This window comes from Sulfitobacter litoralis (genome assembly GCF_900103185.1).
Taxonomy (GTDB): Bacteria; Pseudomonadota; Alphaproteobacteria; order Rhodobacterales; family Rhodobacteraceae; genus Sulfitobacter; species Sulfitobacter litoralis.
On the sequence record NZ_FNJD01000011.1, the window covers coordinates 97,825 to 122,672 of the forward strand.

The window sequence follows — 24,848 nt, forward strand, 5'->3', positions numbered from 1 at the left end:
TCGAATCCTCGGGGGAGTGTGAGGGGGCAGACAGCCCCCTCGCGCCCAGCTCAGTCCCGCGCGGCGCGGATTAGTTTCAGGATATCCTGCGCCGCATTCGGAATATTGGTGCCCGGTCCAAAGATCGCCTTAACCCCCGCATCTTTAAGGAACTTATAGTCCTGTTGCGGGATAACGCCGCCGCAGATCACCAGAATATCCTCGGCCCCTGCCTCTTTCAGCGCTTTAATCAGTTGCGGTGCCAGCGTTTTATGGCCTGCCGCCTGTGACGAGATACCGATGACGTGCACGTCATTGTCCACGGCGTCCTGTGCGGCTTCGGCAGGGGTCTGGAACAGCGGGCCTACGTCTACGTCAAAGCCGATGTCGGCAAAGGCCGTCGCGATCACCTTGGCCCCGCGGTCGTGCCCGTCCTGACCCATTTTTACCACCAGCATACGCGGGCGGCGGCCTTCGGCTTCGGCGAAGTCTTCTACGGATTTCTGAATTTCCGCAAAGCCGCTGTCGCCTTCATAGGCTGCGCCATAGACACCGGCCAGCGTTTTGACCTCGGCGCGGTGACGCCCGAATTTTTCTTCCATCGCCATGCTGATCTCTCCTACGGTGGCGCGGGCACGGGCAGCTTCAACCGCCCCTTCCAACAGGTTTCCGCCCTCGGAGGCACGACGGGTCAGTTCGGCCAGCGCGGCGGTACATGCCGCTTCATCCCGAGACCCGCGGATCGCTTCCAAACGCTTGATCTGGCTGTCGCGCACCTTGACGTTATCCACATCGAGAATGTCGATCTCATCCTCGACCTCGCGGCGGTATTTGTTCACGCCGACGATCACCTCGGTCCCGCGGTCGATCTTGGCCTGACGGGTGGCGGCGGCCTCTTCGATGCGCAGTTTTGGCATGCCGGAGGCGACGGCTTTGGTCATACCACCCAGCTCTTCGACTTCCTCGATCAGCTTCCAAGCGGCGTCTGCCAGATCGGCGGTCAGCTTTTCGACATAGTAGCTGCCCGCCAAGGGGTCCACGACATTGGTGACGCCGGTTTCTTCTTGCAAAATCAACTGCGTGTTGCGGGCGATGCGCGACGAGAAATCCGTGGGCAGCGCAATCGCCTCGTCCAGCGCATTGGTGTGCAGCGACTGCGTGCCGCCAAGCACTGCGCTCATAGCTTCATACGCCGTGCGGACCACGTTGTTATAGGGGTCTTGTTCCTGAAGGCTGACGCCCGAGGTCTGACAGTGGGTCCGCAGCATAGAGGATTTGGGGTTCTGCGGTTTGAATTCATCCATAATCCGCGACCACAGCAGGCGCGCCGCGCGCAGCTTTGCCGCCTCCATGAAGAAGTTCATGCCGATGCAGAAAAAGAAGCTCAACCGCGGCGCAAAACGGTCGACATCCATGCCTGCGGCAATGGCGGTGCGCACATATTCGCGGCCATCGGCAAGGGTAAAGGCCAGTTCCTGCACCAGGTTCGCGCCCGCCTCTTGCATGTGGTAGCCCGAGATCGAGATGGAATTGAATTTCGGCATATGGTCCGACGTGTATTCGATGATGTCGCCAATGATCCGCATCGAGGGTTCAGGCGGGTAGATATAGGTGTTGCGGACCATGAATTCCTTCAGAATGTCGTTCTGAATGGTGCCCGACAGCACGGATTTATCGTGCCCCTGTTCTTCGCCCGCGACGATAAAGCTGGCCAAAATCGGGATCACCGCGCCGTTCATTGTCATGGAAACAGACACTTTATCCAGCGGGATGCCGTCGAACAGGATCTTCATGTCCTCGACGCTGTCGATCGCAACGCCCGCCTTGCCCACGTCCCCTTCTACGCGGGGGTGGTCACTGTCATAGCCGCGGTGGGTGGCCAGATCGAATGCAACCGAGACACCTTGCTGCCCTGCCGAGAGTGCGCGGCGGTAAAAGGCGTTCGATTCCTCAGCCGTGGAGAACCCCGCATATTGACGGATGGTCCAGGGACGACCGGCGTACATGGTCGCTTTGACGCCACGGGTAAAGGGCGCTTCGCCGGGGATTCCGCCGAGGTGATCCAGCCCTTCGGTGTCTTCGGCCGTATAAAGAGGTTTGACATCGATGCCTTCCAGCGTGTTCCACGTCAGGTCATCCAGGCTACGCCGCCGCAATTCCGCCTCAGCCAGATTGCGCCAGTTTTCTTTGTCCGCTGTCATGGTGGTGTCCTTTTCTTCTGTCGCCTTCCGGCCAGCTTGTGCTGGCTCTTGTGGCGGTTGAGTTCTCTGTCAGGGTCGCAAGACCATCGGCACCGGCGGTAAGCCAGAACAGATCGTCCGCATAGGTTTCGCGCAAGACCGCTGTCTGGTCTTGTGTAAAAGGTTGCCAGTGGCCCAGATCATCGCTGGGCAGCTTTGCCGCTTCGGGGTCCATTTGCGCGTGCAAGGCAGCCACGTCCGGACGCCGGTTCAGCCAGTATCCGTCGTTTACGACAGGTGCAGCACGCCCCGTCAGTTGCGAAAACAGCAGGTCGGGGTGGCCGGCGAAGTCGTCATAGCGGGCGACGGTGATTTTCGCTTCGGGCAAGGCGCAGGCAAGATCGGTGATGACATCGCGCCAGCCACGCGGATCATGGGCGATCCGGTCGAACTGATCCGCATCGGGCACCGGATGCCCGCGCCCTACCGTGTACGCCACCGCAGAGGTCCACCACTGATCGGTTTGCCGGATCGCCAGCACCACCTGCGTCACGCGCCCGCCAAAGCTGGACCCGAACCGTGCCATACGTTCGCCAATCGCAGGAAAAAGCCGCGCGCTGCGCACCGAATGACGTGCCGACCCGATCATGTTCTCGTCTGAAATCAGCAGTTGATCCGCACCAAGCTCGCGGGCCTTGCCCATCAGCAGCGAAACGCGTCCGTTGACCAGATTGGGGTCGGCTCCAAGGCCGCCGGAGGCAGGAAACAGCCCGGTAAAAAGCCCCCCGCGAGTCTGGCGCGGCCCCCAGACGCAGGTGCCACGCGCCGCGATCTCCTCTGAATGATCGGCCAGATAGTGTTGAAAACTGGTCGTGCCGGTCCGGTGCGCGCCAACGTGAAGAAGGATATCCATGATCTGCTTGCCCAATCCTTGAAAGGTGGTCAGCCAAAAAGCCCCACCAAGTGTGTGAGCCACAGTCATGCCTGCAAACCTGTTGCAGAGTGCTTAATATGCGCAGATGTCGGGTTGTGCATCGCAATCGCGTCGCGCAATCTTATATCTGTACGGACAGGAGAAACGATGAAATCAGTGATAGCCCTTGTTTTTGCAGGATTGTTTGCGGTCTCGGCGGGGGCGGAAACGGTCTCTGAACCACAGGTTCCCGACTTGTTCCTGCCCGCCGATATGGAAAATTTGAGTGAATTCCACTGGAAAAAAAGGCCCATTCTGGTCTTTGCAGACAGTGAGGACGACCCCGCATACCAGACCCAGATGGAGCTTTTGCGCGAGCAGCCCGAAGACCTAGTGAGCCGTGATGTCGTCGTATTGACCGACACAGACCCCGCCGCACGTAGCACGCTACGGCTGCGGATGCGGCCACGCGGGTTTATGCTGGTGCTGGTCGGCAAAGACGGCGACATCAAGTTGCGCAAACCCCGTCCCTGGGACGTGCGCGAGATTACCCGCAGCATCGACAAAATGACCATCCGGCAGCGCGAAATCCGCGACGCGAAGGAACAGTCAGGTAAAATCTTTGACTGAAGGCACGCCAGCCGCAACGATATGGGGCGGTGCTGCGCAGGAATCCCCCGCAGCGCCGTATCGTATCCCATGATCACAACGGCTGGCATGGTGTTTATTCAAACTCGATGATGACATCATCCACAGCAAGGCTGTCGCCCGCTGCGCCGTTGATCTTGGACACCTTGCCCTTTTTCTCGGCGCGCAGGATGTTTTCCATCTTCATCGCCTCAATGGTGCACAGGTTCTGGCCTTCTTGGACTTCGTCGCCCACCTCGACGTCGATCTTCACCACCAGACCCGGCATCGGGCACAGCAGCAGCTTGGATGTATCGGGCAGCAGCTTTTCAGGCATCAGACGCGCGAGTTCTGCCTGACGGGGGCTGCGCACATGCACTTTCATATCCGCGCCACGCGCACGGACGCGGAACCCGCCCGAGATCTTGCCGACCTTGAACACCAGTGGCGTGTCATCGACGGTCATTTCTGCCAGCTGGTCGCCCGGCGTCCAATCGCCCGCGACGCGCAGCGCTGTACCGTCGTCGAACGTAACGGTCGCGCCCTTGGGGTCCGCTTGGATATCCACGTCAAACGAGTGGCCTTGCACCGCAACATTCCATGCAGTGCCGACCTTGCGTTCGTGGTTATCCATACGGCCCGACACGCGCGTCCGGCGGATTTCTCCGACGCGGTGCATGGCTGCTGTGGCGGCAGCAATGCGACGCAGGTCTGCTTCGGGCAGCTCTACCCCGTCAAACCCGTCCGGATACTGCTCTTCGATGAAGGCGGTGGTCATATTGCCTTCGACAAAAATCGGGTGATCCATCACGGCGGACAGGAACGGCAGATTGTGCCCGATGCCTTCGACCTCAAAGCTGTCGAGCGCCACGCGCATCCGTTCAATCGCCTCGGCGCGGGTCGGTGCCCATGTGCACAGCTTGGCGATCATCGGATCGTAATACATCGAAATCTCGCCGCCTTCATAGACGCCGGTATCATTGCGCACGGCCATGTCGCCCGCTGGCGCGTCGCCTTGCCATTTATCGTTCTCAAGCAACGGGCCTGCCGCGATCTCCATCGGAGGACGGTAGCGCGTCAGACGTCCGATCGAGGGCAGGAAGCCGCGGTAAGGGTCTTCGGCATACAAACGGTTTTCAATGGCCCAGCCGGTCAACTTGACGTCGTCTTGGGTGATCGTCAGCTTTTCACCATTGGCGACGCGGATCATCTGTTCAACCAGATCAACGCCCGTAATCAGTTCGGTCACGGGGTGTTCCACCTGAAGACGTGTGTTCATTTCAAGGAAGTAGAAATTCTTGTCGCCGTCCACGATGAATTCGACCGTACCGGCAGAGGTATAGCCCACGGCCTGCGCCAAGGCGACGGATTGCTCGCCCATGGCTTTGCGGGTGGCTTCGTCCAGGAAGGGCGACGGGGCCTCTTCAACGACCTTCTGGTTGCGGCGCTGGATCGAACATTCACGTTCGCCCAGATAGATGCCGTTGCCGTGGCTGTCGCACAGGACCTGTATCTCGATGTGGCGCGGCTGGGTGACGAATTTCTCGATAAAGATACGGTCGTCGCCAAAGCTGTTGGCGGCCTCGTTCTTGGACGACTGGAACCCCTCGCGGGCTTCTTCGTCGTTCCACGCGATACGCATCCCCTTGCCGCCGCCGCCTGCAGACGCCTTGAGCATCACCGGATAGCCGACCTCGTTCGAGATCTTCACCGCTTCGTCAGCGTCGGCGATCAAGCCCATGTAACCGGGGACGGTGGAAACGCCCGCCTCTTGAGCGATTTTCTTGGAGGTGATCTTGTCACCCATCTTCTCGATCGCGCCGACGGGCGGGCCGACAAAGGCGACTCCCGCAGCGGCAAGCGCTTCGGCAAACTTGGAGTTCTCGGACAAAAAGCCATAGCCCGGATGCACAGCCTGAGCGCCCGATTTCTTGACCGCCTCCATGATCTTGTCGATCACGATATAGGATTGGTTCGCAGCGGGAGGGCCGATGTGGATCGCCTCGTCGGCCATCTGGACGTGCAACGCCTGCGCATCCGCGTCTGAATAGACAGCGACGGTTTCAATGCCCATCTTCTTGGCGGTCTTGATAACGCGGCAGGCAATCTCGCCGCGGTTGGCGATCAGGATCTTATTGAACATCGACTGTCCCTTTTGGTCTTGAGTGAACGGAAAAACCCCGCATCAGCACGAGGCTGAGCGGGGCAAAATCTTGAGCAATACTGCTACCGCGGCGCGTGGCCGCAGCAGATGTCAGATTATTGGCAGCGTACTGCGCCGGACTGGCAGGCCAGTACGTTTGCGCCAGCACCGATGGCTGCACCTTGTGCAAGGCTACCGCCTGTAACCGCTGCGGCACCAGCGCCCACGACACCACCGCCAAGCGCTTGCTCGCCCAGAGTGTCGCCACAAGCGGCAAGGCCAGCGGACGCAGTAACGGCGAGAAGAATTGTTTTGATGGACATGGGTATAAACCTTTTATTGAACGTGCGTTATTCGCGATGTGATACTGCTTAACGCATGATTTCAAAGAAGGTTCCACAGCCGTCGGGAAAAGAGCGTGCGCCCCCCTCAAACTGGGCGTACTCTTGCCCAATACGCAAAGCGCATGGCGAAAAGCAGCCTGAATGATGGGGGCAACGCGCATCATTAGTCCTCGAACGCGTCTGGGAACGACGCACGGGCCAGCGCTTCGTTGATGACCAGCATCGCCTCGTAGTCGGCAGGATCAAACGGATCGTCGACCGCAACCACTTCGCGGCCAAACAGCCACGACAGACGGCCGGCATCGAGATTGCCCCTCTCGAACGGCTGGTCGCCAAAGGCTTCCCAGAGCGCGCGCATAAAGGCAGTGTCAACGCGACGGTCCGCCGCCTTGCGATCAGACCGGCGTTCGCGACGGGTCAACGGTGTGATCCCGCGCGGGTTGGCGCGACGAATGACGAATTGATAGTCTGAACCGGGCATACGCCCCGGGAAACCGCGATGCTTCAGCATGATGCCCCCCAGACGACAGGGGAAATGCGCGGTGAAACCCCTGCGTTAATTGCCGCAGAGGGAATGGAGACAGGCGCAGACGCCTGCCCCCAGCAAGTCTTACTTGTACTTGCCTGTGTACACGGGCTCAACCGAGATGGGCTCGGGTGCGACCACGACATATTCTTCTTGCTGCTTGGGTGCGCATGCCGAAACGGCTGCGATAAGGCCGAATGCGGCCAGCATTGTGATGCTCTTGGACATCTAAGTCTCCTGTCACTGTTTAAAGGGCCCGGCACTGCCTCATGCCAATCAGACCCCGGTTTTAAAGTGGGCAATACATCGGTATTCCCCGCCGCGACATTATCGCAGTTCAAAGCGGTTGGATACGGTGTGGTTTCCAATCCGCCCAAATGTGACGCCAAAGTCGCAGTTCGGTGCGCTGGTACCGCAGCGCTCGCAAGATGTTGTGGGTGCATCAAAGACCCTCCCAGATACAGGTGTCGTTGCTCAGGCGAAACGCCTCGAAAAACTGTGTGGCCTCGGGGTCTGATACCCCGAATTCCGTGACGCGATCAGCCAAAGAGATCACAATGACCTCTCCGTTCAGCGCGTGTTGCGCCATATAGGGAATGGCCAGCGCGTCGCACAGATAGGTCATATCGGCCCCTACCTGCGCAAAGTCCACAGCGCCTGTATCACGCGCGATATAGGGTGCGACGAAACGGAAGCGCAGCCATGTTTCGGTCGCCACCTGATCAACCAGAACCTCTTGCAGTTCCAGGCTTTGCCCCGACGGCATATCGACCGCGCTTGCCGCGACGACACCTGCGGACGTCGCGGCAAGCAACACCGATGCAGCAAGCCACGTCACCGCCGACGCCCGAAGGGGGCGGTCCGTGCAGCTAAGCTGATAAAGGGCGGGGCGAACTGTCACGCAAAGAGGTCTCCTGCCCCTCGGGGCACCTGTCGGGGCACCGCGAGGGATGCGCGTTAAACGACGTTAAAGCGGGATGTTGTTGTGCTTCTTCCAAGGCATCGCGGCTTTCTTGTTGCGCAGCGAGGCAAAGGCGCGGGCAATCCGCTTGCGGGTCATGCGTGGCTGGATCACTTCGTCGATAAAGCCGCGTTCTGCCGCGACAAACGGGTTTGCGAAACGCTCTTCGTAATCGGCGGTGTGGCGGGCGATCTTTTCGGGATCATTCAGATCGGCACGGTGGATGATCTCTGTCGCGCCCTTGGCCCCCATCACAGCGATCTCGGCTGTGGGCCACGCATAGTTAAAGTCCGACCGCAGGTGCTTGGACGCCATCACGTCATAGGCCCCGCCATAGGCTTTGCGGGTGATAACCGTCACCATCGGCACTGTTGCCTCGCCGTAAGCGAACAGCAATTTTGCGCCGTGTTTGATCACACCGCCGTATTCCTGCCCCGTACCGGGCAGGAAGCCGGGCACGTCGACCAACGTCAGGATCGGAATCTCGAAGGCATCACAGAACCGCACAAACCGCGCGGCCTTGCGCGAGCTGTCAATATCAAGACACCCCGCCAGCACCATCGGCTGGTTCGCGACGACGCCCACAGTGCGCCCTTCGATCCGGATAAAGCCGGTCAGGATATTCTTGGCGAAGTCTTCCTGAATTTCGTAAAAGTCGCCTTCATCCGCGAGCTTGTGGATCAGCTCTTTCATGTCATAGGGCGTGTTGGCGTTGCTCGGCACCAATGTATCCAGCGACGCCTCGATCCGGTCAGGTTCATCAAAGAACGGGCGGACGGGTGGCATGTCGCGGTTATTCGCGGGCAGGAAATCGACCAGACGACGGACTTCGGCCAGTGCTTCGACGTCATTTTCGAACGCGCCATCCGCGACAGAGGATTTGCGCGTGTGCGTGGACGCGCCGCCCAGCTCTTCTGCGGTGACCTGTTCGTTGGTCACGGTTTTCACCACATCAGGGCCGGTCACAAACATGTAAGAGGTATCTTTGACCATGAAGATAAAATCGGTCATCGCAGGCGAATAGACCGCCCCGCCCGCGCACGGCCCCATGATCACGCTGATCTGCGGGATCACACCCGAGGCTTCGATATTGCGCTGGAACACTTCGGCATACCCGGCAAGGCTGTCGACACCTTCCTGAATACGCGCACCACCGGAATCGTTAATACCGATAACCGGCGCACCATTCTGGATCGCCATGTCCTGAATTTTACAAATCTTCTGCGCGTGGGTCTGCGACAGCGATCCGCCGAAAACGGTGAAATCCTGACTGAACACATAGACCAGACGACCATTGATGGTGCCCCAGCCTGTGACAACGCCGTCGCCTGCGGGTTTTTGCTGTTCCATCCCGAAATCGGTGCAGCGGTGTGTGACGAACATATCGAATTCTTCGAACGACCCTTCATCAAGCAACAGGTCGATCCGCTCGCGGGCGGTCAGCTTGCCACGGGCGTGCTGCGCGTCGATACGCTTTTGCCCGCCGCCCAATCGAGCGTCGTCGCGGCGGGTTTCAAGCTGTTCCAGAATATCTTTCATCACGCACCTCTATAAGATTTCCGGTATGCTAGCGTCAGGCCCGTGCGAACCAAAGCTCATTTTTGCAAATTTGCAAATAATATACACTTGGTTATTTGCTAATTGGAAAATTGCAAATTGTTCGGTTACCGTATGGTTCTGGATAGACAAGGTTCAACCGCAGGCATACTTATACGATATGGCCAAGGATAACCCCGTCCGTTTTCTGGATAAAACCTCTCCCCCGCATATTTCGACGTTAATCCTTTTGTCGGGGATTGGCGCGTTGGCGATGAACATGTTTTTGCCAAGCCTTCCCGCTATGGCTGAATATTTTGACGCCGACTATTCGGTCATGCAGCTGTCGGTCCCGCTTTATCTGCTGTGCAGCGCGGTATTGCAGGTCATTATCGGGCCCGTTTCTGACAATCTGGGGCGGCGTAATGTGCTGCTGTGGGGGCTTGTGATATATATGGTCGCTACGGTCGGGTGCATCTACGCGCCCACGACGGCCGTTTTTCTCGCGTTCCGATGCGTTCAAGCGATCGTGGCCGTGTCGATGGTGCTTAGCCGTGCCGTGGTGCGCGACATGTTCGCCCAAGACAAAGCCGCGTCGATGATTGGCTATGTCACGATGGGAATGGCGCTGGTGCCGATGATCTCGCCCGCTGTGGGCGGGTTGCTGGAACAGTCGTTTGGCTGGCAGGCAACCTTCTGGGCGATGTTCTGGATCGGTGGACTGGTGCTGGCGATTACATGGTTCGATCTTGGCGAAACCCATGTCGCATCGGGCCGCACACTGGCCCAACAATTTGCCGAATACCCTGAACTGCTCGGCTCGCCGCGGTTCTGGGGGTATTCGATGGCCGCAGCCTGCTGCTCGGGCGCATTCTTTGCTTATCTGGGCGGTGCGCCCTTTGTCGGCAGCGTGGTCTTCGGCATGGAGCCGGCAGAGCTTGGTCTTTATTTCGGGGCGCCCGCCGTGGGCTACTTTCTTGGCAATTTCATCACGGCCCGCAAAGCAACGGTCGTCGGTGTGAACACGCTGGTGCTGTGGGGATGTCTGGCGAATGCTGTTGGTGGCTCTGTCTCTATGTTGATCTTCTTGCTGGGCTATGGCTCGCCGCTGTCGTTCTTTGGGATGATGACGCTGGTCGGGCTTGGCAACGGGCTGTGCATCCCCAACGCGACGGCGGGCCTTTTGTCGGTGCGTCCGCATCTGGCGGGCACGGCATCGGGGCTTGGCGGGGCGATCATGATCGGCGGCGGTGCAGGGCTGAGCATTCTGGCCGGTGCCCTGCTGAGCGAAGAGACAGGTGCCTACCCGCTGCTTTGGATCATGCTGGCCACAGCCGTCGCAGGCGTGGCGTCGATACTGGTCGTGATCCGCCGCGAACGGGCGCTTGGCATCACCTGACAAACCTTGCCGCGGCAAGTTTGCAAAGATACGGTTGGTATAACAGCAAACTTTGCAAAGGCCCCCTCCTGATGGCGATCCAAAAGCTTTACGCTGGCGCAAAACTACGCGAGCTGCGCACCAAACTGGCCCACACCCAAAAAGAATTCGCCGCGCGGCTTGGCGTGTCTCTCCCGTACTTGAACCAGATGGAGAATAATAACCGTCCGGTCAGCACCACTGTCGTGTTGGCGCTGGCGTCCGAGTTCGGGTTGGATGTCACCGAACTGTCGAGTGGGGATAGCGAACGGTTGGTCAGTGACATGCGCGAAGTCCTGTCTGATCCGGTGTTCGAGGGCGATGTGCTGCCGTTGGCGGATGTGCAGCTGGCGGCTTCTAATGCGCCGGGGCTGGCGCGGGCGTTCATCAAGCTGCATCAAAGCCACCGACAGACACAGGAACGCCTGGCCTATCTGGACGAAGCCTTGGGCCGCGAGGATGCCCGCCCGTCCCCCAGCCCATGGGAAGAGGTGCGCGATTTCTTCCATTATTGCGACAACTACATTGATGCGGTGGACCGTGCCGCCGAATATTTCGCCCGTGACACCGGCAGCGGCCAAAGCCTGCGCGACACCACCAAAGCCGCCCTATCCGCCGCCGGGATCACGGTCGCGTTCGACGAGACGGACGCCCTGCGCCGCTATGATCCGGCCAGCGGCGTGCTGCATGTCTCTGCCCGCGCCTCGCACGCAACGCAAACCTTCCAGATGTTGTTGCAAGTCGCGCTCGTGCGGCAGAACGACCTGCTTGAAGCGACACTGGATTTCGCCCGCTTCAACAGCCCTGCTGCCCGTGACATCGCGAAGATGGGGTTGGCGAACTATTTTGCCGGGGCCGCATTGATGCCCTATGGCCGCTTTCTGGAGCACGCTCAAAGCTGCCGTCATGATCTTGAGGTCCTTGCGACGCAATTCGGAGCCTCGATCGAACAGGTCGCGCACCGGCTGTCGACGCTGCAACGCCCCGGATCAAAGGGCATTCCGTTCTTCTTTGTGCGCGTGGATCAAGCCGGCACGATCACCAAACGCCATTCGGCGACGCGGCTGCAATTCGCGCGTTTTGGCGGAGCTTGCCCCCTATGGAATGTGCACAGTGCGTTCGAAACGCCGGGGCGTTTTTTGCGCCAGCTTGCCGAGACGCCGGATGGGGTGCGCTATATCTCGCTCGCGCGCGACATATCGAAACCGGCGGGGCGGTTTGGCGCACCGGTGCGGCGCTATGCGATTTCGCTGGGATGCGAGGTCCGCCACGCGCCCGCGCTGGTCTATGCCGACGGAATGGATACAACACGCGCCTCTGCGTTTGAGCCCATCGGTATTTCCTGCCGCATCTGCGAGCGCAAACATTGCCATCAACGGTCGGTGCCGCCACTGGAACGTCAGTTGGTGGTGGATCCGAACCTGCGCGACGTGCTGCCCTATCAGGTGGATTGACCGTTTACCGCTTTGCCGCCCGCCATCCTGCGGCACGTGCTTGCGCAGCGGTGCAGAACCAATATTCACCCTTATCGGTGCGGATCACGGTGCGGTCATAATCGCGCTGACCCGGCATGTGGAATATCCGCGTGCCCTTGCTGCTGACGTTGCCTTTGATCTGGCAACCGCCCGGACCCGCTGACGCGGCGGACTTTGTCGCTGTTTTCGACGCCTTGCGAAAGACATCAGGGCGCTGCGTTTCATAAGCGTGTACCCCGCGCCCTGCCCGTTTGGCCGCCGCTTCGGTCTTGACGTAATCACGGCTGTAGCGCGCATAGGAAAACGCCAACCCTGCCGCGACCAGAGCCTGCCCCATATCCTGCCCGAGCGCTTTGCAGCGTGCCACGGTCCGACCATAGCGGTCGGTATCGACCCTCACACAATCAGCGCGTTGCCCGTCATAGCTTTGGTGGACCAAGGACGACACCCAAGCGCCGCAGTTCAACACGGTACCATCCGCAGCGGTGCAGGGTTGATCCCCCTCGACGGCGTCGATACCGAACAGCCGGATGCGGGTTTTGCCAAGGGCGATTGTATCGCCGTCAATCACCCTGATCACACCGGTGATACGCGGTTCGACCGCCGCAGACGGCTGCATGGTTGCGACCACAAAAGCCGCGGATAATAGTGTTTGAAGTATTAATTTCATATCCGGCTGATTGGGACGTTTCCGCGCCCTAATCAACCGGAGATGTTAACGTAGGTTAATTTTCATTAACCACAGTGTCATGTCGTCCTTGTCGCCCGATAGCGCCTGCCTTAGCGCTGCGAGGTTTCCCAATCGGGGTGGATCCAAGGCGCGTCATTTGACGCGGCCAACGGGTCAAGCCCCAGCACATGGTCCGAGATTTTCTCGCCAACCATGATGGACGGCGCATTGAGGTTACCGTTGGTGATCCGCGGAAAGATCGAGCTGTCGGCGACGCGCAGCCCCTCTACCCCGATCACGCGGCCCTGGGGATCGACGACCGCCTGCGGGTCATCGGCGCGACCCATGCGGCAGGTGCCACAGGGGTGATAGGCGCTTTCGGCATGTTCGCGGATAAAGGCATCAAGTTCGTCATCGCTTTGCAGGTCAGCCCCGGGCTGGATCTCGTGTTTGACGAAGGGTTTGAACGCGTCCTGCGCAAAGATCTCGCGGGTGAGACGAATACAATTGCGGAACTCCTCCCAATCCTTGTCTTGCGACATGTAGTTGAAAAAGATTTTCGGCGCGTCGGCCGGATTGCCCGAGGCCAGCGTGATCGACCCGCGCGAGGTCGACCGCATCGGCCCCACATGGGCCTGAAACCCGTGCCCTTCGGCGGCGGCCTGCCCGTCATAGCGTACGGCAATCGGCAGGAAGTGATACTGGATGTCAGGGTATTTGATCCCCGCCTTCGACCGGATGAAGGCCGCGCTTTCGAACTGGTTCGACGCGCCCATGCCGGTTTTAGTAAACAGCCACTGCGCCCCGATGACGGCCTTCGAGAAGATGTTCCAGTGCTTATAAAGCGTGATCGGCTGGCTGGCCGCCATCTGGATATACAGTTCAAGGTGGTCTTGCAGGTTTTGCCCGACGCCCGCGCGGTCGGCGACCACGTCGATGCCGTGCTCTGCCAAATGGGCCGCAGGGCCGATGCCCGACAGCATCAGCAGTTTAGGAGAGTTGATCGACGACGCCGCGATGATGACCTCGCCGCTGGCACGCAGAATTTCGGTCTTGCCACTGCGCAGCACTTCGACGCCGACAGCACGACCGTCTTCAATCACGATGCGCTGCGCCAAGGCACGGACGAGCTCGACGTTGCCGGTCTTTTGCGCGGGCCGCAGATAGGCGTTGGCCGCGGACCAGCGGCGGCCTTTCCAGACCGTCTGCTCCATCGGGCCGAAGCCTTCCTGCTTTTCGCCGTTATAGTCGTCGGTTGCCTCATAGCCCGCTTGCTTGCCCGCCTCGACAAAGGCTTTGAAGAGCGGATTTTCACGCGGGCCACGGCTGACATGCAATGGGCCGTCTGTGCCGCGCCATTCGGGGTCGCCCCCGTGGCCGCCATCGTGCCAGCTTTCCATACGTTTGAAGTAGGGCAGCACATCGGCATAGCCCCAACCATCGGCGCCCTGTTCGGCCCAATGATCATAGTCCATCGCATGACCGCGCACATACACCATGCCATTGATCGACGACGATCCACCGATCACCTTGCCGCGCGGGGTCGCCAGACGGCGGTTATCCAGATGCGGTTCGGGTTCGGACTGGAAGCCCCAATCATAGGTTTTCATGTTCATCGGGTAGGACAGCGCCGCAGGCATCTGGATGAACGGCCCCGCATCGCTGCCGCCATGTTCAATGACCAGAACCTTGCGCCCCGCCGTCGCCAAACGATACGCCATCGCACAGCCCGCGCTGCCCGCCCCTACGATAATAAATTCAGTTTCCATCTTATCGCCTTTCTTCCGTATGTCTCGGGCGGGTCAAGGCGGCCCTAGGCCGCCGCGCATCTGGCGCGGCTTGTCCTTGATGCGCTCATGACTTGCATCCCAACATTTGCAAGGAGCCTTGAGGATCAGACCGATCCCAAAGGCCCCTCGCAGCACCTTTCCCTGCGCCCTAGAAAGGCGCTTCCATATCGCCCATGCGCACGTAGACGGTTTTCAGCTGGCTATAGTGATCAATCGCCGCCTTGGAGTTTTCCCGCCCCACACCGGAGTTTTTCATGCCGCCAAACGGCGCTTCGACCGGCGCATCGTTATAGGTGTTGATATAGCAGGTGCCCGCCTCGAACCCCGCCGCGACGCGGTGCGCGCGGGACAGGTCTTTGGTGAACACACCGGCGGCCAGACCGAATTCGGTCGCATTGGCGCGGGCCATGACCTCTTCCTCGGTCTCGAAATCCAGAACGGACATGACCGGCCCAAAGATTTCTTCACGCGCGATGGACATGTCGTCGGTCACATCGGCAAACACGGTGGGCTGCATGTAGAACCCTTCACGGTCAATCGTCGCCCCGCCATAAACCAGACGCGCGCCTTCGGCCTTGCCCTTTTCGACATAGCCAAGCGCGATCTCCATCTGGCGCTTTGATACCATCGGGCCAAAGCTGGTGTTGGGGTCCATTGGGTCGCCAATCACAGCGTTTTCCAGACGTTCCGCCAACCGCTTGAGGAAAGCTTCCTTGATGTCGCGGTGCACAAAGACGCGGGTACCGTTCGAACAGATCTGACCTGAGCTGTAGAAGTTACCCAGGATCGCGCCGCTGATGGCGTTTTCGATATCGGCATCTTCGAACACGATCATCGGGGACTTGCCGCCCAGTTCCATCGTGACGTGCTTGATGCCTTCGGCAGCGGCGGCATAGACCTTGCGGCCCGTGGGCACAGAGCCGGTCAGCGATACTTTGTCGACGCGCGGGTCGGTCACGAGGGAGGCCCCCACTTCGCCCATGCCCTGCACAACGTTATAAAGACCGGCGGGCAGCCCTGCCTCTACCAGAATTTCCGCGACTTTCAGCGCGCAAAGCGGCGTCGTCTCGGACGGTTTGAAGATGATCGAGTTGCCACAGGCCAGCGCCGGTGCGCCTTTCCAGCATGCGATTTGCGTCGGATAGTTCCACGCGCCGATGCCGACACAGACCCCCAGAGGTTCGCGTCGGGTATAGACCCAGTCTTCCCCCAGCTGGATATGTTCGCCCGTCAGCGATGCGGCCAGCCCGCCGAAATATTCCAGCGCGTCGGCACCACTGGTCGCATCCGCGACAGAGGTTTCCTGATAGGGTTTGCCGGTGTCATAGGTTTCGAGGATCGACAGATCGTGGTTACGCTCGCGCATGATGTCGGCGGCGCGGCGCAGGATACGGCCCCGTTCGGTGCCGGTCATCGCCGCCCAACCAGCCTGCGCATCACGCGCGGCGGTGATAGCCTTGTCCACGATTTCAGGCGTGGCAGCGTAGACGGTCGCGATCACTTCGCCGGTGGCCGGATAGATCACCTCGATCGGGGTGCCATTGGTGTCTTCGACGTATTCGCCGTTGATGAAATGGCTTGCTTTGGGTTGCGTTTGCATAGGTCTCTCTTTTTCGGTTGGGCCCCGCCCGTACGGCGGGGCCTGAAAGGTTTAGGGTTTATTCGGCAGCCACATTGGCATTGCCGTCCAGCCCGTGCAGGTGGCGGCGTTTGACAAAGAACATATAGCCAAGCGCCAGCAGGTAGATGCCTATTACGATGGTCCCGACCCACTGGATTTGCAGCCACTGGCTTTGGAACAGCAGGGTCAGCACGAACAGGCCGATGGCGTTGGCAAAGACGTAAGACACCGTGCCAAAGCGTTCTGTCGTGAAGTTCAGGTTATCGGTGTAAAGGCGGATCAAACTGTCGAAGGAGTTGATCACGAACACGATGCCCACGATGGTCATAGCCCAGTTCGGGAAGCCTTCGGTGCCGATGCCATTCAGGTGGTAGTAATACAGCACCGAGAACCACAGCCCCAGCGGGATCGACGGGAACACCAGCAAGGACGCCAGTAGCTGCCACGTCTTCAGCCCGCCCACAAAGCGGCTCACGAACTGCCCGATCATGATCGACCATGCGAACCACCAGAACAGGTAGAATTCGTGGTAATCCGTCAGCGGGATGACGAATTTGTGGATGTTGGTGAAATAGCCGCCCAGATTGCTTGCGGTTGACGCGAATTCGCCCAGTCCCATGCCGGCGTTCAGCCACATGTAAGCAATCAGCGCCAGAAACAGCAGCGTCGAGCTGACAGAAAGCACGCGCACGAACTTGAGGTCCGTCGAACTGAAGGCCGCAATCAGGATCACGAGGAAGCAGATCAGGTAGAAGACCGGCAGGATCGTCTCTCCGTCGCCGACCTCGGCGATGTAATACGGCATATAGATCAGGAACAACGCACCGGTGAAGGCACATGTGGTGATGATGACGATGTTGTTCAGCAGCTTGATCGCGGGAATTTCAAAGAACTTCACCCGCGGTTCGATTGCGCAGAAATAAAAGGTCGTCAGGAAGTAGAAGGCCCAGATCAGAAAGCCCCAGAACCCGAATTCGAGCGCCAGCGGATTGGTGAACGCATAGGCAGGCTCCGCGCCCGTGTCCGCATAAAGCGGATAGTCAAAGGCCAGTGGGAACATGATCAGCCCCACATCCAGACCCGAGGTGAAAAGGATCGCGATAAAGGTGAACAGCGGCACCGGCGTCACACCGGTCAGCGGCAGGTTCCACCACTTGATCGTACAAAAAACGGTTAGGCCCAAGGCCATGATGACCCCGAACGAAATGATGGTCGTTAACATATTGTCCCTCCGTGTTTGGGGTGCATTATAATTTTAAGTGCCCGCACCCCTTGGGCTGTCGTTCTATTCGCCGCGCGGAAAACGTTTGTTGTCTTCGAGCACGTTCAAATCCATGTGGTTGCGCATGTACTGCTCTGACGCTTTGCGCAGCGGCTGGTGATCCCAAGGATAATATCCGCCCTTGCGCAGCGCCTCGTAGACGACCCAGCGGCGGGCCTGACTTTTGCGCACATCAGCGTCAAAGGCAGCCAGATCCCAGCGGGCATCAGCCTTGGCCGACAGGGTCAGCCGCGTCCCCTGATGGGCGGGTTCCTCGGCAAGGTTGGTGAGCTCGTGCGGATCAGCGTCCAGATCGAACAGTTGGTCAGGATCAAGGGCGCAGCGGTTGAACTTCCACTTGCCATAGCGCAGCGACACCATCGGCGCGTAAGAGGCCTCTGCCGCGTATTCCATGGCGACGGGTTCGGTGCGTTCCACCCCCTGCCCCATAGGCACTAGCGATTGCCCCGTGGTCCATTCCTGCACCTCGTCCATGGACACGCCCGCCAGATCACAGACCGTCGGACACACGTCGATATTGCTGACCGGCGTGGTCTGCCGACCGGGTGCCATCTGCGGGGCGGCGATCATCATCGGCACGCGGGACGACCCTTCGAAAAAGCTCATCTTGAACCAGAGCCCCCGCTCGCCCAGCATATCGCCGTGGTCCGAGCAAAAGACGATAATCGCCTCTTGGCGCGTGTCTTCAAGCGTTTGAAGGATCTCACCGATCTTGTCGTCGAGATAGCTGATGTTGGCAAAGTAAGCCTGACGCGAGCGTTTGATGTCCCGTTCAGTGATGTCAAAGCTGCGCCAGTCGTTGGCATCAAAGATACGTTTCGAATGGGTGTCTTGATTGTCGTACCCCAGATCGGGCACCTCGGGCAGCAGGTGCTCGCAATCGTTGTACAGATCCCAGTATTTCTTGCGCGCCACATAAGGATCATGCGGATGCGTAAAGCTGGCTGTCAGGCACCACGGACGCGGATCAAGACCGCGCGACAGGTCGTAAATCTTGCGCGTCGCCTCATAGGCCACGGCGTCGTCATATTCCATCTGGTTGCTGGTTTCCGCCACACCTGCGCCGGTCACCGACCCCATATTGTGATACCACCAGTCAATGCGTTCCCCCGGCTTGCGATAGTCCGGCGTCCAGCCGAAATCGGCGGGGTAGATATCGGTGGTCAGGCGTTCCTCGAACCCGTGCAACTGATCGGGGCCGACGAAATGCATCTTGCCCGACAGGCAGGTCTGATAGCCCGCACGCCGCAGATGGTGGGCGTAGGTGGGCACGCTCGACGCGAACTCTGCCGCGTTGTCATAGACGCCCGTGGCCGACGGGAGCTGCCCCGACATGAACGCCGCCCGCCCCGGCGCGCACAGCGGGCTGGCGGTATAGGCGTTCTTGAACCGCGTCGACCGCGCGGCCAGCTTTTTGAGGTTCGGGGCATGCAGCCACTCGGCGGGGCCGTCGGGAAACAGCGTGCCGTTCAACTGGTCAACCATCAGGATCAGGATATTGGGCTGGGTCATACCGCGGTCCCCACGAGCATATGAAGGACGGATAAGGCACGGTCACTGGCGGTGCGCGCATTTCCATCATCGGACAGGGCGGCGCGCAGGTACAAACCGTCAATCAAGGCAGCCAGCGTGTCGGCATCCCCGGACGGATCGTCCGAGATCGGGCGCAGCGCATAGGTCAGGTTCGACCGCAAGCGCCGCTGGTACACCACGAGCAGGCGATAGGTTTCAGTATTGGTGCGCGACGAGGCATAGAGCGTCATCCACGCACTGACAGTGGCCGGATCGAAATAGCTTTCCTCAAAGCTCGCGCGGATGATGGCTTCGGCGCGCCCGAGGGGGGATTTGGTCAGCCGGAGTTCGCGCCGCACCTCGGCGCTGTATTCCGATAGGATATAGCGCATGGCCGCCAGAAAAATCTGATCCTTGCCGCCAAAGTAGTGGTGCGCGAGCGCGGATGACATACCAGCGCGGCGCGCGATCTGGCCAACCGTCACATCCAAAGACTGTGCGGCACCGATTTCGGCAATCGTCGCTTTGACCAATGCGTCGCGGCGAATAGGCTCCATTCCGACTTTGGGCATAAAGAATCCTTAGTGGTTTGATAGCGTCTGGCTATCAAATCTACGTTTATTGACTGACAAGTCAATAAAAACCTCAGGGTGGATCAACCCCCGATTTAGTCACATCCAAGCAGCCGGTGCCGCTAAAATTTCGTCGCCGGTGCAGCGGGTGTGATCTGGCGTTTCAACATCGCTTCGCGCCAGGTGATGAAGGTGACAGAGCCAAGGATCACGGCACCACCAAGAACAACCCAGATATCAATGGGTTCGGCAAAAGCAATCGCGCCAAGCGCCGTTGCCCATACCAGCTGCAGGAAGGTCACAGGTTGGGTCACCGTCAGGGGTGCAGCAGCAAAGGCCAACGTCATCGTGTAGTGACCTGCGGTTGCAAAGCAGGCGACAGCGGCAAGGATTCCGATCTCCTCCCATGTGGGGGTAATCCAGGATGCCAGTGCAAAGGGGGCCAGAAACAGCGTCACGAACAGCGACATCATCGCCACGACCACCGAGGGGCGCACCTCGTCCGCGAGCACTTTGGCCAGCAAATATGCCCCGCCAAACACCACCGCCGCGATCAACATAGCGAAATGTCCGCTGGTCAGTTCCCGAAACCCCGGCCGCAGGATGATCGCGGCCCCGACCAACCCGAGCACAACCGCAATGATCCGGCGCAGCGCAAGCGTTTCGCCCAAAAACAGCGCGGCCCCGACGGTAACATAAATGGGCGCGAGATAGTTCATCGCCGTTACCTCGGCGATAGAGATGCGGGTCATCGCGTAGAACCACAAGATCACCCCGATCCCGTGCAGCCCGCCCCGAACACTGAAAAGCGCCCATTGCCGGCGCGACAGCTTGGCCTCTCGCAGCGCGCCTATGGCAGGCAACAGGAACACCAGACCAAAGCCGTAGCGGATAAAAGCAGCCTCTGAGGATGGCAGGCGCGGCCCCATATGCTTGACCAAAGCGGTCACACAGATGAAACAAAGGCCGGTCACGACCATCCAGAAGATACCGGTGACGGGGCTTTGGGGATGTGCAGTTTTCATCTGCGCAACATTCCGCAATGCTTTGGCAAGAGCAAGGTCACATCAGTAGAAGTTTCAACGCAATGGCCCACATTGTCAGGGCGATGACGCCGTCCAGTATCTGCCAGCTGCGCGGCTTGCTGAAGAACGGCCCCAACAGCCGCGCGCCATAGCCAAGTGCAAAGAAGAAGACAAAGCTCGAACTGACCGCCCCCAGCCCGAAGGCAAAGCGGTTGTCATATTGCGCAGCGATCGACCCCAACAGCACAACTGTATCCAGATAGACGTGCGGGTTCAGCCAAGTCAGTGCTAATAGGGTCAGGATCGTGCGGCGCAGGCTGGTCGGCGCGGTGCCATCGACCGACAGCGCATGCCCCCCCTGCCATGCAGACCGTGCATTCTGGAAGCCATACCAGATCAAGAACGCCGCGCCGCCAAAGCGCATAACCGTCTCGAACCACGGCACCGCCACAGCCAGCGCGCCAAATCCCGCCACCCCCGCCGCGATCAACACAGCATCGGAAAGGGCGCAAGTCAGGCACACCCAGAAAACATGCTGCAATCGCAATCCTTGACGCAGCACAAAAGCATTCTGCGCGCCGATGGCCAAAATCAAGGTTAGACCAAGCGCAAAGCCGGGGAAAAAAGCGGTCATGTCTGGAAGGCTCCGTTGGGTATCTGGGTCGGTTTCGGCAGGAAGTGGCACCGGCGTTTACCCAAAAGCAAAACCTTCCCCCGCTGCAACCCCAATTTTATTATTGCGGGCGCGAAACATTTGCGTGATTGGGCCCGTTACTACTAGCGAACCACAGATAGAGCGCCTATCTGACCCCTCTAAGACAACCAAGGAATACTGTCATGTTCGACAATAAACAGAAGCTGGAAATCAGCCAGGATGAATTGGCGCTCATCGAAGCAGCCCTGCACACGCAATCCAAGATCCTAAGCGTGCAGGCAAGCGCAGGCGGCTCTAAGGCGTTGGGACGTTTGAACGACGTCAAGCGCGTGCTGTCAGCCATTGCGCAACAGCGTGCCCCCGAGACAAGAGCCAAACCCGCATGGGGTGGTCTGTTTCGTATGGCGCGACTTCTGGGATAAATTCTGGCCCAAGCGCTGATTAAAAAAACCGCCCCACTGGCAAGCCAGGGGCGGTTTTTTTATGTCTCTAAAAGCGTGGTGACCAGTGCATGCAAAGGCAAACCCCGCGCCCCGACAGATGTCAGAGGCGGGGCGCGCTGCTTACAGCTGTTCCATCACCTCGTCAGAGGCTTCGAAGTTCGTCGTGACGCGTTGCACATCATCGTCGTCTTCCAGGGCGTCGATCAGCTTCATCAGCTTCTCCATCCCCTCGAGGTCCATCTCTGTCGTGGTCGTCGGACGCCAGACCAGCTTGGTGCTGTCGGATTCGCCGAGCTCGCCTTCGAGAGCGCTGCTTACTTCGTTGAGGTCGGTGTCCAGGCACCAGATCACATGCCCCTCGTCCGAGCTGTCAACATCTTCGGCACCGGCTTCGATCGCTGCCATCATGACCGTATCGGCATCGCCGACGCTGGCGGGATAAGTGATTTCGCCCTTGCGGTCGAACATGAAGCCGACGCTCCCTGTCTCGCCCAGATTGCCGCCGTTCTTGGTGAACGTGGAACGTACAGTCGACGCGGTGCGGTTGCGGTTGTCGGTCATCGCCTCGACGATGACAGCAACACCATTGGGGCCATAGCCTTCATAGCGGATTTCTTCGTAATCCTCGCTCTCGCCGCCAACCGCCTTCTTGATCGCGCGATCGATGTTGTCCTTGGGCATGGATTGGCCCTTGGCCTCTTTCACCGCAAGACGTAGACGCGGGTTCTTGTCCGGGTCGGGTTCGCCCATCTTCGCCGCGATGGTGATTTCCTTGGAGAGCTTTGAAAACACCTTGGCGCGCAGTTTGTCCTGACGGCCCTTACGGTGCTGGATATTTGCCCATTTTGAGTGACCTGCCATGGTGACCTCATATGCTAAAATTCAGTGTTGGCTCTCTATACGGCAGCCTAGGCACCTGAACAAGCCACCGCGCACGCAGAGGGGATGGCTGCGTTTGGGGCAGACAGCCTGTGGTGCGGCTGCTAGTGCTGCAAGCGCAGTTCACCCAAGGTATGCCGAAATGACCACTGACCAAATCATCCTGTTTACGCTATTTGCCGCCGTGTTTGGCATGCTGCTGTGGGGGCGTTTTCGCTATGACCTTGTGGCCTTTTCCGCGCTGATGGTCGCGGTGGTGCTGGGGGTCGTTGACAGCAAGGACGCCTTTGCGGGCTTTGGCCACCCCGCGACGCTGGTGGTGGCGCTGGTGTTGATCGTATCGGCGGGGCTGACGCGGTCAGGCGCGGTGTTGCTGATCACCCGCACGCTGGTCGATGCCTCGCGCAGTTTGGGCGGGCATATCACCCTGATGGGGGTGATCGGCGGGGTGCTATCGGCCTTTATGAACAACGTCGCCGCACTGGCGTTGCTGATGCCGGTCGACATCCAGACCGCTCGCAAGGCGGGGCGATCACCGGGGTTAAGCCTGATGCCCCTGAGCTTTGCCACGATCCTTGGCGGCATGGCGACGCTGATCGGGACGCCGCCCAACATCATCATCGCCTCGATCCGACAGGAATCCCTTGGCGAGCCATTTCGCATGTTTGATTTCGCCCCCGTGGGGGGGATTGCGGCGGCGGCGGGGCTGGCCTTTGTCGCGCTGATCGGCTGGCGCTTTATCCCGCAACGCGAAAACAACGTATTGGGCCCCGAAGACCTGTCCCCCTATCTGGCAGAGCTGACGATCCCCGAAGGCAACGCCCAGATCGGCAAGCGTCTAGCCGAACTTCAGGATGTTGCCGATAAGGCTGATGTCGCCATGCTGGGGGTGATCCGCGACGGCAAGCGCCGCTACGGCCAATCGCGCAACCTGCCCCTGCGCGCGGGCGATGCGCTGGTGCTTGAAGCGACCCCGGACGCGCTCGACGAGTTTCGCAGCACGCTGGATTTGCACGTCGCCGACGCCGACCGCGAGGACCGGCTGCACGCCGATGGCGAAGGGGTCGAGATCATCGAAGTCGTGGTTACCAGCGATTCCCGTATGAATGGCCGTTCGGCACAGGCAGTTGGTCTGTCGTGGCGGCAACGCTCAGTGCTGCTGGGGGTGTCGCGGCGCGGCAAACGCATCACGTCGCAGCTGCGCAAGACCGAATTGCAGGTGGGCGATATTTTACTGCTGCTGGTACCCCGCGATACCGCCTCCCATGTGGTTGAATGGCTGGGCGTGCTGCCATTGGCCGACCGCGGGTTGGCGGTGACTGAAAACCACAAGGTCTGGCTTGCCATCGGCCTGTTTGCCGGCGCGGTCACGGCGGCGAGCTTTGGGTTGATCTATCTGCCTGTGGCCTTGGGGCTGGTGGTGATTGCCTATGTACTGGCGCGGATCGTCCCGCTGTCGGAACTTTACACTCATATCGAATGGCCCGTCGTCGTCCTGCTAGGGTCAATGATCCCGCTGGGGGCTGCGCTGGATAGCTCTGGCGGGACGGAACTGATTGCCGGTGCGCTGGTCGGATTGACCCAAGGGATGCCCGCGTGGGTGGTGCTGACCGTGTTGATGCTGGTCACGATGACCTTGTCGGATGTGTTGAACAACACCGCCACCACCATCGTCGCCGCCCCTGTGGGCATCCAGATGGCGCAAAGCCTTGATGTCTCGCCCGACCCGTTCCTGATGGCGGTCGCCGTCGCGGCTTCAAGCGCGTTTCTGACACCCATCGGACATAAGAACAACACCCTGATCCTCGGGCCCGGGGGCTATAACTTTGGCGATTACTGGCGCATGGGGCTGCCGCTGGAGATCATCGTCGTAGCGGTATCTATTCCGGCCATTTTGGTGTTCTGGCCGCTTTAGGGGCAGAGCCAAGTGAAGGAGCCGGGGGCCAGCCCCCAGCCGTTCTGATTTATGTGGTTCGCTGACATCTAACGTTGACACTGGGAGGCCATAAGGCATTGATATGCCTTATGGCTATAAAATCCAATGACCTTAAATACGCAGAGAAACTCTCGAAGAATTCTTCGAGAGGAGCAATCAGTCAGAAGCTCGCCCCACGGACCGTGGGTGGATTCTCCGTGAACGCATGCAGAAACGCTCTCTGTTCCTCCTTCACATTGCCGCCGATTCTGCATTCAGTGAACGCGGGCCATGCGCGAGGGCAAATCAAAGGTTCAAGCGAAAATCGATCCTACTACTGCAATGAGTGCGGGAAGAGTTCTCGACTCAAATCCAATACTGCA

Annotated in this window: 22 protein-coding genes; 5 read left to right on the forward strand and 17 right to left on the reverse strand. The window is 59.5% G+C overall.

From position 1 onward, the window contains the following. Nucleotides 1–50: 50 nt before the first annotated feature. Complete coding sequence (gene scpA, locus BLQ98_RS10670; RefSeq protein ID WP_093733303.1) at nucleotides 51–2,180, reverse strand: methylmalonyl-CoA mutase; 2,130 nt, start codon at nucleotides 2,178–2,180, stop codon at nucleotides 51–53. Continuing rightward, the gene (locus tag BLQ98_RS10675) at nucleotides 2,143–3,141 is read right to left on the reverse strand and encodes a hypothetical protein (protein ID WP_244148421.1); all 999 of its coding nucleotides are present in this window, start codon (nucleotides 3,139–3,141) and stop codon (nucleotides 2,143–2,145) included. The genes scpA and BLQ98_RS10675 overlap by 38 nt, the downstream gene beginning before the upstream one ends. A gap of 99 nt (nucleotides 3,142–3,240) precedes the next feature. Here BLQ98_RS10675 and BLQ98_RS10680 point away from each other — a divergent pair, with 99 nt between their 5' ends. Beyond that, nucleotides 3,241–3,702: a DUF4174 domain-containing protein gene (locus BLQ98_RS10680; protein ID WP_093733304.1), complete on the forward strand. Its 462-nt coding sequence runs from the start codon at nucleotides 3,241–3,243 to the stop codon at nucleotides 3,700–3,702. Nucleotides 3,703–3,796: 94 nt separating this feature from the next. On the opposite strand, the gene BLQ98_RS10685 is transcribed toward BLQ98_RS10680, so the two are convergent. From BLQ98_RS10685 to BLQ98_RS10705, 6 genes are all read right to left on the reverse strand, one after another. Beyond that, the gene (locus BLQ98_RS10685; RefSeq protein ID WP_093733305.1) at nucleotides 3,797–5,842 is read right to left on the reverse strand and encodes an acetyl-CoA carboxylase biotin carboxylase subunit; all 2,046 of its coding nucleotides are present in this window, start codon (nucleotides 5,840–5,842) and stop codon (nucleotides 3,797–3,799) included. A gap of 116 nt (nucleotides 5,843–5,958) precedes the next feature. Further along, entirely contained in the window at nucleotides 5,959–6,165 is a 207-nt protein-coding gene (locus tag BLQ98_RS10690) for a hypothetical protein (protein WP_037943771.1), read from the reverse strand. A 184-nt stretch (nucleotides 6,166–6,349) separates the two neighbouring features. Further along, on the reverse strand, nucleotides 6,350–6,697 hold the full coding sequence (locus BLQ98_RS10695) for a hypothetical protein (RefSeq protein WP_093733306.1): 348 nt from the start codon (nucleotides 6,695–6,697) through the stop codon (nucleotides 6,350–6,352). A gap of 99 nt (nucleotides 6,698–6,796) precedes the next feature. Then, nucleotides 6,797–6,940, reverse strand: coding sequence for a hypothetical protein (locus BLQ98_RS18275; protein WP_167354535.1), 144 nt, complete (start codon nucleotides 6,938–6,940; stop codon nucleotides 6,797–6,799). 214 nt (nucleotides 6,941–7,154) lie between these two features. Then, nucleotides 7,155–7,613, reverse strand: coding sequence for a DUF6497 family protein (locus BLQ98_RS10700; RefSeq protein WP_237271964.1), 459 nt, complete (start codon nucleotides 7,611–7,613; stop codon nucleotides 7,155–7,157). A 66-nt stretch (nucleotides 7,614–7,679) separates the two neighbouring features. Beyond that, nucleotides 7,680–9,212, reverse strand: a complete 1,533-nt coding sequence (locus BLQ98_RS10705) for an acyl-CoA carboxylase subunit beta (RefSeq protein WP_093733307.1) — start codon at nucleotides 9,210–9,212, stop codon at nucleotides 7,680–7,682. A 178-nt stretch (nucleotides 9,213–9,390) separates the two neighbouring features. On the opposite strand from BLQ98_RS10705, the gene BLQ98_RS10710 reads away from it, so the two are divergent. Together BLQ98_RS10710 and BLQ98_RS10715 are read left to right on the forward strand one after the other, a co-directional pair. Next, nucleotides 9,391–10,608 (forward strand): multidrug effflux MFS transporter, encoded by a 1,218-nt coding sequence (locus BLQ98_RS10710; RefSeq protein WP_093733308.1) that lies wholly within the window; start codon nucleotides 9,391–9,393, stop codon nucleotides 10,606–10,608. Between the two features lie 71 nt (nucleotides 10,609–10,679). Next, nucleotides 10,680–12,080, forward strand: coding sequence for a helix-turn-helix domain-containing protein (locus BLQ98_RS10715; protein ID WP_093733309.1), 1,401 nt, complete (start codon nucleotides 10,680–10,682; stop codon nucleotides 12,078–12,080). Between the two features lie 4 nt (nucleotides 12,081–12,084). Here BLQ98_RS10715 and BLQ98_RS10720 read toward each other — a convergent pair whose 3' ends face one another. From BLQ98_RS10720 to BLQ98_RS10755, 8 genes are all read right to left on the reverse strand, one after another. Continuing rightward, entirely contained in the window at nucleotides 12,085–12,771 is a 687-nt protein-coding gene (locus BLQ98_RS10720; protein ID WP_093733310.1) for a thermonuclease family protein, read from the reverse strand. A gap of 110 nt (nucleotides 12,772–12,881) precedes the next feature. After that, complete coding sequence (betA, locus tag BLQ98_RS10725; protein WP_093733311.1) at nucleotides 12,882–14,540, reverse strand: choline dehydrogenase; 1,659 nt, start codon at nucleotides 14,538–14,540, stop codon at nucleotides 12,882–12,884. A 169-nt stretch (nucleotides 14,541–14,709) separates the two neighbouring features. Continuing rightward, on the reverse strand, nucleotides 14,710–16,161 hold the full coding sequence (gene betB, locus BLQ98_RS10730) for a betaine-aldehyde dehydrogenase (RefSeq protein ID WP_093733312.1): 1,452 nt from the start codon (nucleotides 16,159–16,161) through the stop codon (nucleotides 14,710–14,712). A 58-nt stretch (nucleotides 16,162–16,219) separates the two neighbouring features. Continuing rightward, nucleotides 16,220–17,404, reverse strand: coding sequence for a choline transporter (locus BLQ98_RS10735; RefSeq protein ID WP_093733313.1), 1,185 nt, complete (start codon nucleotides 17,402–17,404; stop codon nucleotides 16,220–16,222). 63 nt (nucleotides 17,405–17,467) lie between these two features. Continuing rightward, nucleotides 17,468–18,976, reverse strand: coding sequence for a choline-sulfatase (betC, locus tag BLQ98_RS10740; RefSeq protein ID WP_093733314.1), 1,509 nt, complete (start codon nucleotides 18,974–18,976; stop codon nucleotides 17,468–17,470). Beyond that, nucleotides 18,973–19,548, reverse strand: coding sequence for a choline-binding transcriptional repressor BetI (gene betI, locus BLQ98_RS10745; RefSeq protein ID WP_093733315.1), 576 nt, complete (start codon nucleotides 19,546–19,548; stop codon nucleotides 18,973–18,975). Before betI ends, betC begins: the two co-directional genes overlap by 4 nt. 122 nt (nucleotides 19,549–19,670) lie before the next feature. Further along, on the reverse strand, nucleotides 19,671–20,573 hold the full coding sequence (locus BLQ98_RS10750) for a DMT family transporter (protein WP_093733316.1): 903 nt from the start codon (nucleotides 20,571–20,573) through the stop codon (nucleotides 19,671–19,673). A gap of 37 nt (nucleotides 20,574–20,610) precedes the next feature. Next, on the reverse strand, nucleotides 20,611–21,207 hold the full coding sequence (locus BLQ98_RS10755; protein WP_093733317.1) for a LysE/ArgO family amino acid transporter: 597 nt from the start codon (nucleotides 21,205–21,207) through the stop codon (nucleotides 20,611–20,613). A gap of 203 nt (nucleotides 21,208–21,410) precedes the next feature. On the opposite strand from BLQ98_RS10755, the gene BLQ98_RS10760 reads away from it, so the two are divergent. Continuing rightward, complete coding sequence (locus BLQ98_RS10760; protein ID WP_093733318.1) at nucleotides 21,411–21,650, forward strand: hypothetical protein; 240 nt, start codon at nucleotides 21,411–21,413, stop codon at nucleotides 21,648–21,650. Nucleotides 21,651–21,791: 141 nt separating this feature from the next. On the opposite strand, the gene BLQ98_RS10765 is transcribed toward BLQ98_RS10760, so the two are convergent. Further along, on the reverse strand, nucleotides 21,792–22,532 hold the full coding sequence (locus tag BLQ98_RS10765) for a YebC/PmpR family DNA-binding transcriptional regulator (protein WP_093733319.1): 741 nt from the start codon (nucleotides 22,530–22,532) through the stop codon (nucleotides 21,792–21,794). Between the two features lie 160 nt (nucleotides 22,533–22,692). Between BLQ98_RS10765 and BLQ98_RS10770 the strand changes: the two genes are divergently transcribed. Next, nucleotides 22,693–24,465 (forward strand): SLC13 family permease, encoded by a 1,773-nt coding sequence (locus BLQ98_RS10770; RefSeq protein WP_093733320.1) that lies wholly within the window; start codon nucleotides 22,693–22,695, stop codon nucleotides 24,463–24,465. Nucleotides 24,466–24,848 lie beyond the last annotated feature (383 nt).